The organism is Egbenema bharatensis FJBBOT/2019, from assembly GCF_048077055.1.
GTDB lineage: Bacteria > Cyanobacteriota > Cyanobacteriia > Elainellales > Elainellaceae > Egbenema > Egbenema bharatensis.
The window spans coordinates 6856236-6870998 of the sequence record NZ_CP182236.1 but is presented as its reverse complement, the minus strand read 5'-3'; the positions used below and the strand labels follow the sequence as shown (position 1 = coordinate 6870998).

Sequence of the window (14763 nt, the reverse complement as noted above, 5' to 3'; positions counted from 1 at the left end):
CTGGACAAGCTGGACAATTTGCAGTCTTAAGCTGAATATCTGGAGAACAGACCATGACGGCGGAACGCGCGATCGCACAGCAAACCGAGGCAGAGATTCGTGAGGAACAGTCCCACGACGAAGCGGGAAACAGTAAGTTTGGCTTTATTGTCTTCCTGCTCTCCGAAAGTGTTATTTTCCTCAGCTTCTTTGCTGGATATATCATCTACAAAACCAGCACTACCGACTGGTATCCTGCGGGGGTTACAGGACTGGAAACGCGAGAACCGGCGATCAATACGATCGTGTTGGTTTCTAGCAGTTTCGTGATTTACGTGGCAGAACGCTATCTCCATGACAAAAAAATCTGGGGATTCCGCCTGTTCTTGCTGGCAACGATGGCAATGGGTGGATACTTTCTCTACGGACAAGCCGTGGAGTGGAATGGGCTGCCCTTTGGCATTACCTCTGGGCTATTCGGTGGCACGTTCTATTTGCTAACCGGGTTTCATGGTCTGCACGTGCTCACCGGGATTCTCTTGCAGACCCTCATGCTGGGGCGATCGTTTCTTCCAGGGAATTACGACAGCGGCTATTTTGGAGTCGAAGCCACTTCTCTGTTCTGGCATTTTGTCGATGTGATCTGGATTATTTTGTATATTCTGATCTACGTGTGGCAGTAGGTGAAAGACAACCTTATCCAATAGAAATTAAGTAGACTCTCACTCTTGTGGGGTGGGCATCTTGTCCGCCCAGTCAACCGAGCAAAACGATCGCACAGATGATTGAATCAAACGTCCTATGATTATTGATGATCAATATTACGATGTGATTATTGTTGGCACCGGAGTCGGCGGCGGCACATTAGCACGAAAACTGGCTCCGACCGGAAAGAAAATCCTGGTGCTGGAACGGGGTGAATTTGTTGCCAGGGAAAGTTCCGAATTAGTCGATACGGAAGTCTTCAAGAAAGAGCAATACCACGCCCCAGAACCCTGGTACGACAACACCGGAGAGCCGTTTTATCCCCAGATGCGCTACTGCGTCGGGGGCAATACAAAAATCTGGAGCGGGGTTCTGATGCGGATGCGCGAACGCGACTTTACAGAAGTGCAGCATCAGGGGGGTCTTTCCCCCGCCTGGCCGTTAACCTATCAAGATTTTGAGCCATACTACACCGAGGCGGAAGCCCTGTATCAGGTGCATGGCAAAGTGGGTAATGATCCGACGGAACCAACTCACGGTGGAAATTATCCCTTTGAGCCGATCGCCCATGAACCGCGCATCCAAACCATTTGTGAAACCTTAACGGAGCAGGGACTTCATCCGATCGATTTACCGTTGGGAATTGGCGATCAGGGTAGAACCGATTCTGAGGATACGGGTGTCACCCCAGCCCTCCAGCATGACAATGTGACGTTGAAGACTGGGGCGCAAGTCGTTTGCCTCCACACCAATCCTTCCGGTTCTGAAATTAAAGCTGTCGAAGCCAAGATCGGCGAGGAATCCTACCTGTTTTTAGGTCATATTGTGGTGCTAGCCTGCGGGGCAGTGAATACAGCGGCATTGTTACTGCGATCGGCGAATGAAAAGCACCCCGATGGGATTGCCAATCAATCGGGGCAGGTGGGGCGGAATTTGATGAAGCAATTACTGTCGGTTGTCGTGCAACTCACGGCTTCCTCCAGCAAGGATTCTTTCCCCCGCACCGTCGGACTCAATGATTTCTACTGGGGCGATCGAGATTTCCCTTACCCAATGGGACACGTCCAAAATTCGGGTGGCATTTCCCAGGATGTGATTTTTTCGGAAGCTCCACCGATTTTTTCTGCTCTCGCCAAAGTCATGCCTAACTTTGGCTTGAGACAACTGGCAACGCGCTCGATCGGCTGGTGGCTGCAAACGGAGGATCTGCCTAATTCCGAAAATCGGGTCTATTTCATGGGTGACAAGCTGCGGGTCGATTATGAACCCAATAATGTCGAGGCCCACGATCGCCTGGTGTATCGCTGGGTGGATATCTTAAAAAATGTGGAATCAGCCCAGCCGTCTTTGTTTAACCGGAGTACCCATCCTCGCAGTGATATGCCGATTCAGGTGATGGCGCATCAGTGTGGCACCTGCCGCTTTGGCGAAGATCCAGATACATCTGTGCTGGATCTCAACTGTTGCTCCCATGAGGTCAAGAATCTATACGTGGTCGATAGCAGTTTCTTTCCGGCAAACGCCAGTGTCAGTCCTGCTTTAACGGTGATCGCAAATGCGTTGCGAGTCGGCGATCATTTGATTCAAACCTTGCAGTAACTACACAGACAACTCTACTGGGAGTTCAACGGTAAAGCAGGTTTGTCCAGCCTGACTCTCAGCCCAGACTGTACCACCCAAATGCTCCGCCAGTTTTCGCACCAGGGCTAGCCCCAATCCTGTGCCCCCATGCTGCCAGCGATCGCTGCTGGGGATGCGGTAAAACTTTTCAAAAATGCGGTTTAACTCATGGGAAGGAATTTCGACTCCAGAGTTGATGATGTAGAGACGTAGAGTGGGGGAAGACGGGGTGAGTGAGTGAGCGAGTGAGTGAGTGAGTGAATGAGGCCGGGAAGCGGCAATGGTGATGCCACCTACCTGACCCCTTGGAACTGCCTCCTGACCCCTGACCCCTGACCCCTGATACTCAAAATATTCCGCCGAAACGGAAATTGTCTCGCCGGAAGGAGTATATTTGCAGGCATTTTGCAGTAGTTCCGCCAAAATTCGTTCCAGGCTGGTTAGATCGATCGCCAGCGGCGGAATGGAGGCAGGTAGATCAAGCTGGAGCTGTTGCTGCTGATGGTTTGCCCGCTCTAAAAAAGGAGAAAGGATAGACGGGAGCCACGCATTCAGATCGACTGGCACCCGATGGGGAACGGTTTGCTCTGAATCCAGACGGGATAAGTCCAGCAAGTCATTAATCAAATGAATTTCCCGTTGGCATTCCGCCTGCAAAATTTGGAAATAGTTGCCGACCTTGGATGTGGCTTGATTCAGCAGACCATTCTGGCTCAGGGTTACTTCCAGCATTTGCGTCGCCATTTTGATATTCGCCATCGGAGTGCGGAGTTCGTGGGACACCGTACTCAGGAAATCATCCTTCAGGTGATTGAGCCGCTCCAGTTCCTCCACCTGCGCCTGGGCCGCTTGATATAGGCGAGCCTGGCGAATGGCGATCGCACAGTGGTTCGCTACCTGACGCACCAGCCGAATGTCCTGTTCGCTGAAGCAGTAGTAGGGTTGATTGATTAACCACAGATCACCCAGGACATCCTGATCATCCACGATCGGGCAGGTCAACATCGCAACTTTGCCCCGTGTAGGGTTAATCATGAGGGAGCAGAACTGAAAAGTTTGCCCGTGCAACAGTTGAGCGTAAATTCCAGGAGAGGCATCCAGATGCACCACGCGCCCCTGGTACGGCGAAAGATTGGTGGTGTACTCATAGGAAATGGTAGAAGTTCCAGCTTTCAGGTCATAAATTGAAGCATTACAGCCACTAATGCCGATCGCATTCACCAGTTCTCGAACCGCCGTTTCCAGAATTTGACGTTCATCTAAACTATCCCGGACTTTATCAGTAATTCGCTTCAGGGTCGCTTCAAACTCCGAGGCTAACCGCAGTTCGGCTGTCCGCGCCTGAATTTGCCGTTCCAGGTTCGCATTCAATCGCTGCACCTTTTGATACAGTTCAGCCTGCTGAATCACGCTATCCAGGTAAGAGCCAACCTGCTTCACCAGCCCCATCTCCCAGGGTTGCCATAGTCGTGACTGACGACATTGATGCACAATGAGCAATCCCCACAGTTTTCCTTGCTGAAAGATGGGAACTACGGCTTCAGATCGTACGCCTAACCGTTGGAGCGAGGTATCCTGGCTCCACTCCACCCCATGCGTCGTTTGGTAAGCCTCTGGAACACTCTTCCGGTCTGCAAATCGCCGCTGCATATACTGCCGTTGAAATAGAGCTGCAACCCGCGTTTGCTGAAATACGGACGGACAGTCCTTTGCCAGGGCTTCTACCATAATGCTGCCTGTTTTGCGGGGATGAGTTCGGTAAATCAGAACCCGATCGGCGTTTAAGCTCTGCTGTACTTCTGCGGCAATGGTTTGCAGGATTAGACGTAGCCCCATCGGTTGGGGAGCAGCTTGGGAAATTGCACGCAGCAGTTTTTCCCATTCCGCCTGCTGTTTGAGAATCTGCCTGGACTGGAGATGCTCTGAAGGGGTGAGCAACTCAGGAGCTTGCAAAGGGGTACAAACCAATAAAAAAATCGCTTTAGTGGCAGCGTTTAGCGATTGAAAGGCGATGTTACATGGTAATAGTCCACCATCGGGACAGACAAGCTGAAAAATACCGGGGTCGGCTATCCCGGATGCTGACAGGTGAGATAAGCAACCCCGCAACCGATCGTGGTCGGATGGGTGAATCAGGGTCTGAACGGGTTGATGAACTAAAGCCTTGACCTCGTAACCCATGCGAGTGGCTCCCAGCGCATCGACCGCCAAAACGATCCCGTTTGAATCGAGCGTCATGTAAATCGGGTCAGCGATCGGAGTCTTCACTTTCATTTCTGCGGCTGCTTCAGTGAGCGGAGCGGAAGCGGGATCAGGCAATTTTTCGGTGGGGAGGGAATTGCCAAGGGTATGGAGCTTCAGTCTCGATCGGTTTTCCTGAGATAGGCTCAATGCTGCGTTTGCCTGGGAGTTGCTTTTTGTAAGCGCGTTTCTGCGATTACTGTATTCCTGCGCTGAGGCATGAAAGCTCATGGCAATACCTATCCTGTGAATTCCAAAGCGAAACGTGGGCAGAGGGCTTTCCAACAGACTTATCATTCCCAAGTTTTTGGGGGGAATCACCACGTTAACCGTATCTTCAAATACGGTTGTCAGTCGGGGGTATAGTTGGGGAGACAGTTTGTTCTCGATGGCTAAATTTCTGACTCGAAAAGCTGTGCCACCGTTAGCTCCAGTCCGGCAAACTCAACCGAGGCGATCGCCGACTGATGATCAAACACACCGATCTCCTGGTAAGTCTCTCCCTCCAGCCTCAGCACCATCACCGTTTGAGCCACGGGATCAATCAGCCAGTATTCGGGAACACCGATCGCCGCATATTGGGCTCGCTTGTTGATATAGTCTCGGTCTTGATTGGTCTTGCCAGGGCTAACCACTTCAGCAATTAGGCGCGGCGGGGGCATATCCAGAGTAATCGTGAGTCGTCGTTGGGTCAGTTCTAGATGCTCCTGGCGCAGCACAACCAGATCTGGAAAGCGGTTGGCAGCGTCCTTGGGATGTAGGACGGGCACCTGAACCTCACAAGCATGTACTCGCACCAGGCGACGACGAATCAAGCGAATCAGATAATCGCGTAGGTTTAAGGCAAACCAATTATTCTGCTCTGACTCTGGCGGCAACTCGACTAGCTCTCCATCAATCAATTCATAAAACCCTTCCAGGTTCATCGCGTTACTGTAGGACAGATAGTCTTCAAAGGTTGGGAATTTTACCTGAGCTTGAGTCATTGCCTTTCCCCACAGACGATGTTCTGATTCTAATGCGGCAGGCGATCGCCCTGCCAGGGGACGAAGAGGGGGATGGGATCTGGAGAACAATTGGGAGAAATATTAGGAGAAACATTAGTTGTCCCGCTCAACCTGGTAGCCCAGTTCGGCAAGCTGAATCCGGGACTGTCGCCATTTCGGTTGGACTTTGACAAACATTTCCAGATACACCTTACCCATAACCAGCTTTTGAATTTGCTGGCGAGCCGCTGACCCGATCGCCTTCATCATCTTGCCCCCCTTACCGATGAGAATTCCCTTCTGAGAAGGACGCTCTACATAGATGGTGGCCAGGATGCGGGTGATATCGGGAGCTTCTTCCACCCGATCGATCGAGACTGCCACAGAATGGGGGACTTCCTCGCGGGTTTGCATCAGAATTTGTTCACGGATTAGCTCACCCATGATGAACCGTTCGGGTTGATCGGTGACCAGATCGGGGGTAGTAGTAGGGCCCAGGTTCCAGGCGATCGACCAGGGTGGCTTGCAGCGTGTCCAGCCCCGTCCCATCCAGGGCGGAGAATTTGAGGGTCGTCCAGCCTTGCTCTATGGCAATGGCTTCGTAACTCTGGTCAATTTGGGTCGTTTGGTCGGCATCCGCAGGTTGTTGATCGATTTTGTTAATGCCCAGCAACACGGGGACTTCAGCCCGATTCAGCAGATCCGCCACATAGCGATCGCCACCGCCAGATACCACCGTCCCATCCACGACAAACAGCAGCACATCCACTGAATTGATCGCCATTTGGGCGTTTTTTACCAGGACTTCCCCTAGCTGATGATGGGGTTTGTGAATGCCGGGGGTATCGACAAAAATGATCTGGGCTTGCGGGGTAGACAGGATCCCACGTAACCGATTGCGGGTAGTTTGAGCTACGGGCGAGGTAATGGCGATTTTTTGCCCCACCAGATGATTCATTAGCGTCGATTTGCCAACATTAGGACGACCGACGATGCCAACAAAACCGGATTTAAAGCCTTCTGGGGCGATCGGGATGGATGCACCTGTAATGTAATCAGGCTCAGAATTTGGGGTTAGCTCATTGGGAGAATCGTGACTCATGAGGTAGTTGCAGCTTCAGTACAGTGATGGTTCATAACAAACCCAACACATATTCACCCTGGTTGACGGCTTGATTGATGGACAGATCAAACACCAAACCGGCTTGCTCGGCTTTAACCTCAACCATTCTGGGTAACTGTCCCTCTTTATTAAAGCTAAGAATTTGGTAGAGCAGTTGACCTGCCTCAACTTCACTTCCCAGCGCGACGCTAGACTGAACCATGCCGCCCACAGGAGCATAATAACGGGTTAGGGCACTGCGGGTTGTTAGCTTCATGGGTTTCAGGGGCAAGCGAGCTTCGGGGAGGGACAGCATTCCTTGACCGGCTAAATAATTCTTAACGCCCAGTAGTCCCTGTTCCACCGATCGCGGTTGGCTTTGCATGGCTGTTCCCAACTCCAGCGTCCAGGCTGCAATATCAAACCGCAGTTCTCGTCCCAGTTCAGCAAAGCAGGCTTCCAGGGCCAACCAGGGTTTGATAAATGCTTCATCAAAGGCATCCCCATCGTAGGTATCCAGCAGGATCCCAATCGGCAAGCCAAACAGGTGGGCACTAGCTGCTCGATCGCGGAAGTAGTAGGCGTAATCGAGTCCCTGCCCGACGGAGGTATGCAGGTCAATCAGATAATTTGCATCCAGACACAGCGATTGTAAGCGGTAACGATACCATTCACGGGTCGGTACACTACTGGGGGCATTGAGTTGATCCAGTAATTGGGCAAACTGAGTCTGAATCTGTTGCTGGAACTGGCGTTGAATGGTGGAAACATCAGACTTCAGATGGGCTTTAGCAAAGGAAACTAAATCGGCTTCTGCTTCGTAATCCCAAAAGATCCGATTCCAATCTTTACCATCGTAGGGGTTGTATCGACCGCTGGAAAAGTAGTGCGATCGCTGGTTGGTGCCGATGGGGTTACAGACGGGAACGAGCCAAATTTCGCCGCTAATCTGGCTGGGATCCAGGGCGCAAAAGGCTGAGATGAGATGGTGAATCACCGCATTGCCCGCAATTTCTGCCCCATGCAGGTTGGCTTGCACATAGGCTTTTTTCCCAGCCGTCGCGCCGATAAATTTGTAGACCTGAAGGGACAGCCGATCGCCAGAGGCAAGTTGCAGTAGTGGCACTGTTTGGATCTCAGGAGTCATAACTTCATTTCCCTACCGGATCACTCCATGCCCGAAAACTTCATGCCTGAAAACTTCATGCCTGAAAACTTCATGTCTGAATCACGCCCACCCAAAAAAATAGAGGCAAAGCATGAGATAAACAGTTTCCAAGCCAGAAATTTAGCCAGTTATCTGTTCTCACGTTCGCCTCTGGTGCGATCGGATGTGCATTCAGGGGATTCAACTTGTGAATTCAGCTTAAAGATCTTTTTCGCCCAACTCACGGGTCATGTAGTCAAAAGGTTGATCGACAAAAGCTGCATCACCAACTCCTGCGGCTTCTACTTGCTCTTTAACAATGCCTTTCATGATTTGGATGCCGACCACTGTTGGGCCAATGGGAACCCCAAGGGAATTGTAGGTTTCCCGCAACCCTTGCAGTACCCGCTCATCCAAAACGTCCATATTACCTGCCACTAATGCATAGCTTGCATAGCGAAGGTAATAATCCATGTCGCGCAGACACGCGGCATACCGACGAGTGGTGTAGGCATTGCCACCGGGACGGATCAGTTCAGGAATATCTTCAAACAACTGTGCGCCTGCCTGCTTGACGATCGATGCAGCATTGGCATTAATCACGGCTGCTGCCTGGACTCGCTCTGTACCAGAAGCAAAATAAGATTTCAGAGTATCGAGAGCATCCCGATCTAAATATCGACCTGTACTGTCGTAGTTTTTAATCAGACTGGTCACTGCGTCCCGCATGAAATCTAGTCTCCCAAACGTTTCTATCAGTAGTTTGTTTACTATTTCGCCATTTAGTTTATCACGCAGCGTTTAACAGAATTGGGCAGAAATTCTGAGAGGAGCGGCTGTTCATTGTTAAGATTCATAACTGAATTCGAGTGAGCAAAGAATTGTTAAAAGTTCATCGCTTGGACTCAAAAATATGTTCTATCTATTTTTTGATTGAGTTTTCGATGGGATGGTTCGATGGGATAGATAGCTATCAGGTTCAATCAGGTTTAAGGGAGCTTCCCGGCGTGGACTTTCTTAAAAATTTCTAAAAATTCTTAAACTGTGTCAGGGTACTCCACATCGAAGATCGATCGCTCATAAATTGGCCAGATGATCGATCGCCCATAAGCTGGCCAAATATTGATATTGACCTGGATATTGACTCAATATCAGACAGATATCGGTCAAGCATCAGTCAAATATCAGTCAGACCAAGGCAGTCCCCAAGTCATCGATCGGGATCAATGTCGAAATTAAGCGCGAATCAAAGTCGAATCAAAGTCGAATCAAGGTGATGCGAGCTGATCTCTAAAACAAACTGGAATTTTGTATTTTATGATACAAAATCTCGTCAATCCTCTCCATAGGATGATTCAGGTGTGTCAAGACCCGGTTCATCAAACGTAAGTTTGCACTCTCGCTTCGAGGTGTTGTCCCTGTATTGAAGGGGATGCATTTCGACAGGAGAACATTCAGAGGAGTCATTTTCAAACTGATTTAGGTTGACGATTCAGATTGACTGTTTAACTAAACAGAGTGCTTGAGTGAACTTAGTAGATAACCGATCGATACATTTTTAACTAGACCTTACCAGTCCCCTGTCACGTAGCCCAGACGATTTAAGGAGTTGTTCATGGCTCAGACCCCGCAAGACGTTCTGAACTGGATTAGCAGTGAAGGCATTGAACTCATTGACCTCAAATTTGTCGATCTGCCTGGAATTTGGCAGCATTTGACGGTTTGTGCCAATCAAATTGACGAGAGTAGTTTTACTGATGGCGTAGCCTTCGACGGATCAAGTATTCGGGGTTGGAAAGCCATCAATGAGTCAGACATGATGATGGTGCTCGATTCCAAAACCGCCTGGATCGATCCCTTCATGGAAACGCCCACCCTCAGCGTCATTTGCAGCATTAAAGAACCCCGGACGGGCGAATGGTACTCTCGCTGCCCCCGCGTGATTGCCCAGAAGGCGATCGACTATCTCAACAACTCGGGGCTTGGCGATACCGCTTTCTTTGACCAGAAGCAGAATTTTTCATTTTTGATGATGTTCGCTTTGACCAGAACCAGCACGAAGGCTACTACTATGTAGATTCCATCGAAGGACGCTGGAACTCTGGTCGCAAGGAAGAAGGCGGCAACCTGGGCTACAAGCCCCGCTACAAGGAAGGCTACTTCCCCGTTGCTCCCACCGATACCTCCCAGGATCTCCGTTCGGAAATGCTGCTGACAATGGGCAAAATCGGCGTTCCGATCGAGAAGCATCACCACGAAGTGGCTACGGGTGGTCAGTGTGAATTAGGGATCCGCTTCGATACGCTGGTGCAATCTGCCGACAACTTGATGATTTACAAGTACGTCATCAAGAACGTAGCCCGGAAGTATGGCAAATCCATTACCTTCATGCCTAAGCCGGTCTTCAACGACAACGGTTCTGGGATGCATACCCACCAGTCCATCTGGAAAGACGGAGAGCCCCTGTTTGCTGGAGATGGCTACGCAGGACTGAGCCAAATGGCCCTCTGGTACATCGGCGGTATCCTGAAGCACGCCCCCGCAATCCTGGCTTTTTCCAACCCCTCCACCAACTCCTACAAGCGATTGGTTCCTGGCTTCGAGGCTCCAGTTAACCTGGCCTACTCCCAGGGCAACCGATCGGCTTCCGTCCGGATCCCCCTCTCTGGAACCAACCCCAAGGCGAAGCGGCTGGAATTCCGTTGTCCCGATGCTAGCTCTAACCCCTACCTGGCGTTTGCGGCGATGCTCTGTGCGGGTATTGATGGAATTAAGAATCAGATTGATCCGGGTGAACCGCTGGATGTGGACATCTATGACCTCAGCCCGGAAGAGTTGGCCAAGATCCCCTCTACTCCAGGTTCTCTGGAAGATGCCCTGGAAGCACTGGAGAAAGATCACGAGTTCCTCACCACCGGAGGAGTCTTCACAGAAGACCTGATCAACACCTGGATTCAGTACAAGCTCGACAATGAGGTGAACCCGATGCGTCTGCGTCCTCACCCCTACGAGTTCTCTCTCTACTACGACTGCTAATTTTTAATTTGCTGATTTCCTTAGGGCGCACCTGCGCCCTTTTTTTTGCACCTTCGATCGTTTGCTCGTTTCTCTGCTTTTCTGACTGGGCGGGCAAAATGCCCACCCCACAAAAGATGATTGGAATTCCCGACTCCCGACTCCCGACTCCCGACTCCCGACTCCCGACTCCCTCACTCCCCTACTGTTCCGCCCAAATTCTCCACGATCGCCCTCGTATTTGCTTCCATCATGCGGATATAGGTATCGCCATCGCTACCAGGTGCGCCGATCGAGTCTGAATAAAGTTCCTGGGGGGCGAGTTCTACGCCTGCTTCCTCCGCAACGGTGGTGATGAGTTGGGGATTGATCGTGGTTTCAGCAAAGATGGCGGGAACATTGAAGCCGCGGATGGTTTCGACCAGTTGTTGAACGGTCTGGGCACTGGGTTGTTCTTCGGTGCTGATACCGATCAGCGTTCCAGCAACCGTGAGTCCGTAGGCATTGGCGTAGTACTGAAAGGCATCATGGGTTGTCACCAGCAGGCGTTGATCCGGTGGAATAGTATCCGTTTGCTGTTGAATCCAGGTGTGGAGTTGCTCTAATTCAGCAATCAATTGATTCGCATTAGCCGTAAACGTTGCCTCTTCACTGGGAACCAGGGTGATTAGCTCATCTAGAATCACCTGCACCATGAGAATGGCATTTTCAGCGCTGCCCCAAACGTGGGGATCGGGAACGGTTTGCCCCTCCTCCTCAAGTTGTAAAGGCGGCACGACTTCCCCGACTGCAACCCGTCGAGCATTCTGGGCGGAGGCATTCATCATCCGAATCAGACCCGGTTCCAGGTCATAGCCGTTGTAGAACACCAGATCGGCTTCCTCAAAGGCGCGGCTATCTGCTGGAACAGGTTCGTAGATGTGGGGATCTTCCCCAGGGCTGAGAATGCCCACCAGATCAATCTCCTCTCCCCCTACCTGGGAGGCCCAGTCAGTGAGGATCGTGCTGGTCGTTACTACGTTAGGTCGATCTTCATTGGGAAAGACGGACTGGGCAGGCGGTTCGCAACCCGTTAGGCATAGTCCCAAAAGGGCAACAGTTGCAACTAGAGAACGACGACGTTTCAGCTTCAAACCGCCAAAGTTAAAGTATCTACTCATTGGGCTAGTCAAAGAAATTCATGCTTTGGTTTACTCTACCGAGCTAGAATCTTTTCATATTTGTTTCATAGTTTGTGCTAATATTTTCATAATCCTTTCATTTTTTGTCAAGCAAAGGTCGTGCCATGAATCCTCTGGCGTTTTTCCAGTCCCCTACTTCTGCTGCCCTATCGTCCGGTTCGAGGTCGATCAACCCATCGATCGCCCGTAGTCGTTCCCTGATCATCAATCACCTCACGGTCAACTATCGATCGATGCAGGCCTTGAGCGATGTCAGCTTTGTGGTGCATCCAGGATCGTTGGTGGGAATCTTTGGCCCGAACGGTGCGGGAAAAAGTACTTTAGTGAAAGCAATGCTGGGCTTGACTCCCAGGGTTGCAGGGGAGGTGTTTTACAAGGGGCAACTCCTGGCAGAGCAGTTGGAATGCACGGCTTATGTTCCCCAGCGATCGCAAATTGACTGGTCATTTCCCGCCTCGGTTTGGGATGTGGTATTGATGGGTAGAGTGCGTAAGTCTGGCTATTTCCATCGGTTTTCCGCTACGAGTCGGAGAATTGCCGCCTCTGCCTTGGAGCGTGTGGGCATGGCAGACTACCGCGATCGCCGGATTGGTGAATTGTCGGGGGGACAGCAGCAGCGGGTCTTTTTGGCGCGATCGTTAGCTCAGGAAGCCGAGGTGTTTATCTTTGATGAGCCATTTGTCGGTGTGGATCAGAAAACCGAAGACATCCTGTTCCGCATCTTCCGAGAACTGGCCAATGCCGGAAAAATCGTTCTCCTCGTCAATCACGATCTGGGTGAAACCATTACCCATTTTGATCAATTGATTCTGCTGAACCGCGAATTGATTGCCAGTGGCGATCGCACTCACGTTCTCACCCCGGACAACATGACTCGTGCCTACGGCGGACACGTTCGCTTCTTCGGCAACCAAGCTGCATAGGATCGATTTCACTCCTCACTCCTCACTCCTCACTCCTCACTCCTATGTTCCTCCTCGAACCTCTCCAATACGGCTTCATGCAACGATCGCTCCTTGTTGCGGTGATCGTGGGGATCATCTGTGCTGTGGTGGGAAGTTACCTGATGGTGCGGCGAATGTCCTTACTGGGAGATGCCATTAGTCACTCCTTGCTGCCGGGACTGGCGATCGCCTTTATTCTGGGAGTGAACCTTTACGTGGGAGCCTTTGTGGCTGGGGTGATCAGCGCAGTGTTGATTGGCTGGATTCATACCCGATCGCCGATTAAGGAAGATGCGGCGATGGGAATTGTGTTTTCGGCCTTCTTTGCCCTGGGAATCACGCTGATTACCATCGTGCAGCGGACGAATAAGATTGACCTGAATCACTTTTTGTTTGGCAATATTTTAGGGGTGTCATTTCTTGAGGTGCGGGACACTGCCATTATTGCGGCGATCGTCTTACTGGCGGTAGCTCTGCTCTACAAAGAGCTACTGTTCTACTGTTTTGATCCAATGGGGGCGCAGGCGGCAGGGCTACCCGTTCACTGGTTTAATGCCGGATTAATGGTTCTGGTTGCTTTAACTGTAGTGGCCAGCATGAAGGCAGTGGGGGTAATTCTGGTATTAGCACTCTTGATCACTCCAGCCGCCGCCGCCTATCTCCTGGTTCCCCGGTTCCATCAGGTGATGCTGGTGGGTTCTGGCATTGGTATTGTCTCCAGCGTTAGTGGGATGTACCTCAGCTACTACTACAACCTGCCCTCGGGCCCGGCGATCGTTATGGTAGTATCGGCTATTTTCTTTGTGTCGCTGTTGTTCAGTCTGTCCTATGGATTACTGACTCAGCTCAAGCAAACCTTCAAAGCCTGAAATAAAAGGGTGACAAAAGGGTGATAAAACGTAATACGATCGACTGCGTTAAGAAATTCACAACGCTTCACCCATGACTGCAACAGACGATAAGACAATTGTTCGAGATTACTTTAATGCCACTGGATTCGATCGCTGGCGACGGATTTATGGCAACGGGGATGTCAACAAGGTGCAGCTTGACATTCGGAAAGGGCATCAGCAAACGGTGGATACGGTGCTGGATTGGCTCAAGGCGGATGGCAATCTCGCAGGGATGACGATTTGTGATGCAGGGTGCGGTGTCGGTAGCCTCAGCATTCCCTTAGCCCAGGCGGGTGCAAAAGTATATGCCAGTGATATTTCTGAAAAGATGGTGGGCGAGGCCAGGGAGCGGGCGGAAGCGGTCAATCTTTCCTCCGAACAACTCACTTTTGCGGTTCAGGATTTAGAAGCGTTGAGTGGCACCTATCACACGGTCATTTGCCTGGATGTGCTGATTCATTACCCCCAGGATAAAGCAATGGAAATGATCGCCCATTTGAGCGATCGGGCAGAATCTCGACTCCTATTAAGCTTTGCCCCCAAAACCCTCGGCTATAGCCTGCTCAAGCGCATTGGCGACTTTTTCCCAGCCCCAGCAAAGCCACGCGCGCCTACCTGCACCGGGAAGCGGAGATCGTAAAAGCTCTGACTGCCAACGGTTGGACGATCGAGCGGAATGCCATGACCAAAACTCGCTTTTACTTCTCCCGCCTTCTGGAAGTTACGCGGGTGTAAAGGGAAATGCAGCAATAATAACATACCCGTTAGGGGCGCACTGCTGTGCGCCCTTACAGCCGATTTTCTCAAAAATTAGGTGCCATTTGATTGCAGATCCCTAATCTCTTGTGGGGTGGGCAGCGTTTCGACTGAGCTCAAGCCGAAGTTTTGCCCGCCCGGTTCCCAACCAATAGAGGGAAATGGGGAGTGGGGAATGGGGAATTCCAACAACC

Annotated in this window: 9 protein-coding genes and 3 pseudogenes; 6 read left to right on the top strand and 6 right to left on the bottom strand. The window is 51.1% G+C overall.

All coding sequences use genetic code 11. From position 1 onward, the window contains the following. The first annotated feature begins 53 nt into the window (after positions 1-53). Both ACM1PF_RS31960 and ACM1PF_RS31955 read left to right on the top strand, forming a co-directional pair. Positions 54-662, top strand: a complete 609-nt coding sequence (locus tag ACM1PF_RS31960; RefSeq protein WP_416670455.1) for a cytochrome c oxidase subunit 3 — start codon at positions 54-56, stop codon at positions 660-662. A 118-nt stretch (positions 663-780) separates the two neighbouring features. Beyond that, positions 781-2283: a GMC oxidoreductase gene (locus ACM1PF_RS31955; protein ID WP_416670454.1), complete on the top strand. Its 1503-nt coding sequence runs from the start codon at positions 781-783 to the stop codon at positions 2281-2283. Here ACM1PF_RS31955 and ACM1PF_RS31950 read toward each other — a convergent pair whose 3' ends face one another. The 5 genes and pseudogenes from ACM1PF_RS31950 to apcB form a co-directional block, all read right to left on the bottom strand. Further along, the gene (locus ACM1PF_RS31950; RefSeq protein ID WP_416670453.1) at positions 2284-4776 is read right to left on the bottom strand and encodes a GAF domain-containing protein; all 2493 of its coding nucleotides are present in this window, start codon (positions 4774-4776) and stop codon (positions 2284-2286) included. A gap of 161 nt (positions 4777-4937) precedes the next feature. After that, positions 4938-5621 (bottom strand): Uma2 family endonuclease, encoded by a 684-nt coding sequence (locus ACM1PF_RS31945; RefSeq protein WP_416670452.1) that lies wholly within the window; start codon positions 5619-5621, stop codon positions 4938-4940. 24 nt (positions 5622-5645) lie between these two features. Beyond that, positions 5646-6633, bottom strand: a pseudogene (era, locus tag ACM1PF_RS31940) (GTPase Era). A 31-nt stretch (positions 6634-6664) separates the two neighbouring features. Continuing rightward, positions 6665-7780 (bottom strand): succinylglutamate desuccinylase/aspartoacylase family protein, encoded by a 1116-nt coding sequence (locus ACM1PF_RS31935; protein ID WP_416670451.1) that lies wholly within the window; start codon positions 7778-7780, stop codon positions 6665-6667. Positions 7781-7999: 219 nt separating this feature from the next. Further along, positions 8000-8509 carry an allophycocyanin subunit beta gene (gene apcB / locus ACM1PF_RS31930; RefSeq protein WP_416670450.1) on the bottom strand — a complete coding sequence of 170 codons (510 nt, stop codon included), beginning with the start codon at positions 8507-8509 and terminating at the stop codon, positions 8000-8002. Positions 8510-9395: 886 nt separating this feature from the next. On the opposite strand from apcB, the pseudogene glnA reads away from it, so the two are divergent. Next, positions 9396-10816 (top strand): annotated as a pseudogene (glnA, locus tag ACM1PF_RS31925) (type I glutamate--ammonia ligase). 173 nt (positions 10817-10989) lie between these two features. Here the strand turns inward: glnA and ACM1PF_RS31920 are convergent. Then, the gene (locus ACM1PF_RS31920; protein WP_416670449.1) at positions 10990-11955 is read right to left on the bottom strand and encodes a metal ABC transporter solute-binding protein, Zn/Mn family; all 966 of its coding nucleotides are present in this window, start codon (positions 11953-11955) and stop codon (positions 10990-10992) included. 125 nt (positions 11956-12080) lie between these two features. Here ACM1PF_RS31920 and ACM1PF_RS31915 point away from each other — a divergent pair, with 125 nt between their 5' ends. From ACM1PF_RS31915 to bchM, 3 genes and pseudogenes are all read left to right on the top strand, one after another. Next, the gene (locus ACM1PF_RS31915) at positions 12081-12899 is read left to right on the top strand and encodes a metal ABC transporter ATP-binding protein (RefSeq protein ID WP_416670448.1); all 819 of its coding nucleotides are present in this window, start codon (positions 12081-12083) and stop codon (positions 12897-12899) included. A 44-nt stretch (positions 12900-12943) separates the two neighbouring features. Then, positions 12944-13789, top strand: a complete 846-nt coding sequence (locus ACM1PF_RS31910; RefSeq protein ID WP_416670447.1) for a metal ABC transporter permease — start codon at positions 12944-12946, stop codon at positions 13787-13789. A 73-nt stretch (positions 13790-13862) separates the two neighbouring features. Continuing rightward, a pseudogene (gene bchM / locus ACM1PF_RS31905) lies at positions 13863-14548 on the top strand (magnesium protoporphyrin IX methyltransferase). Positions 14549-14763 lie beyond the last annotated feature (215 nt).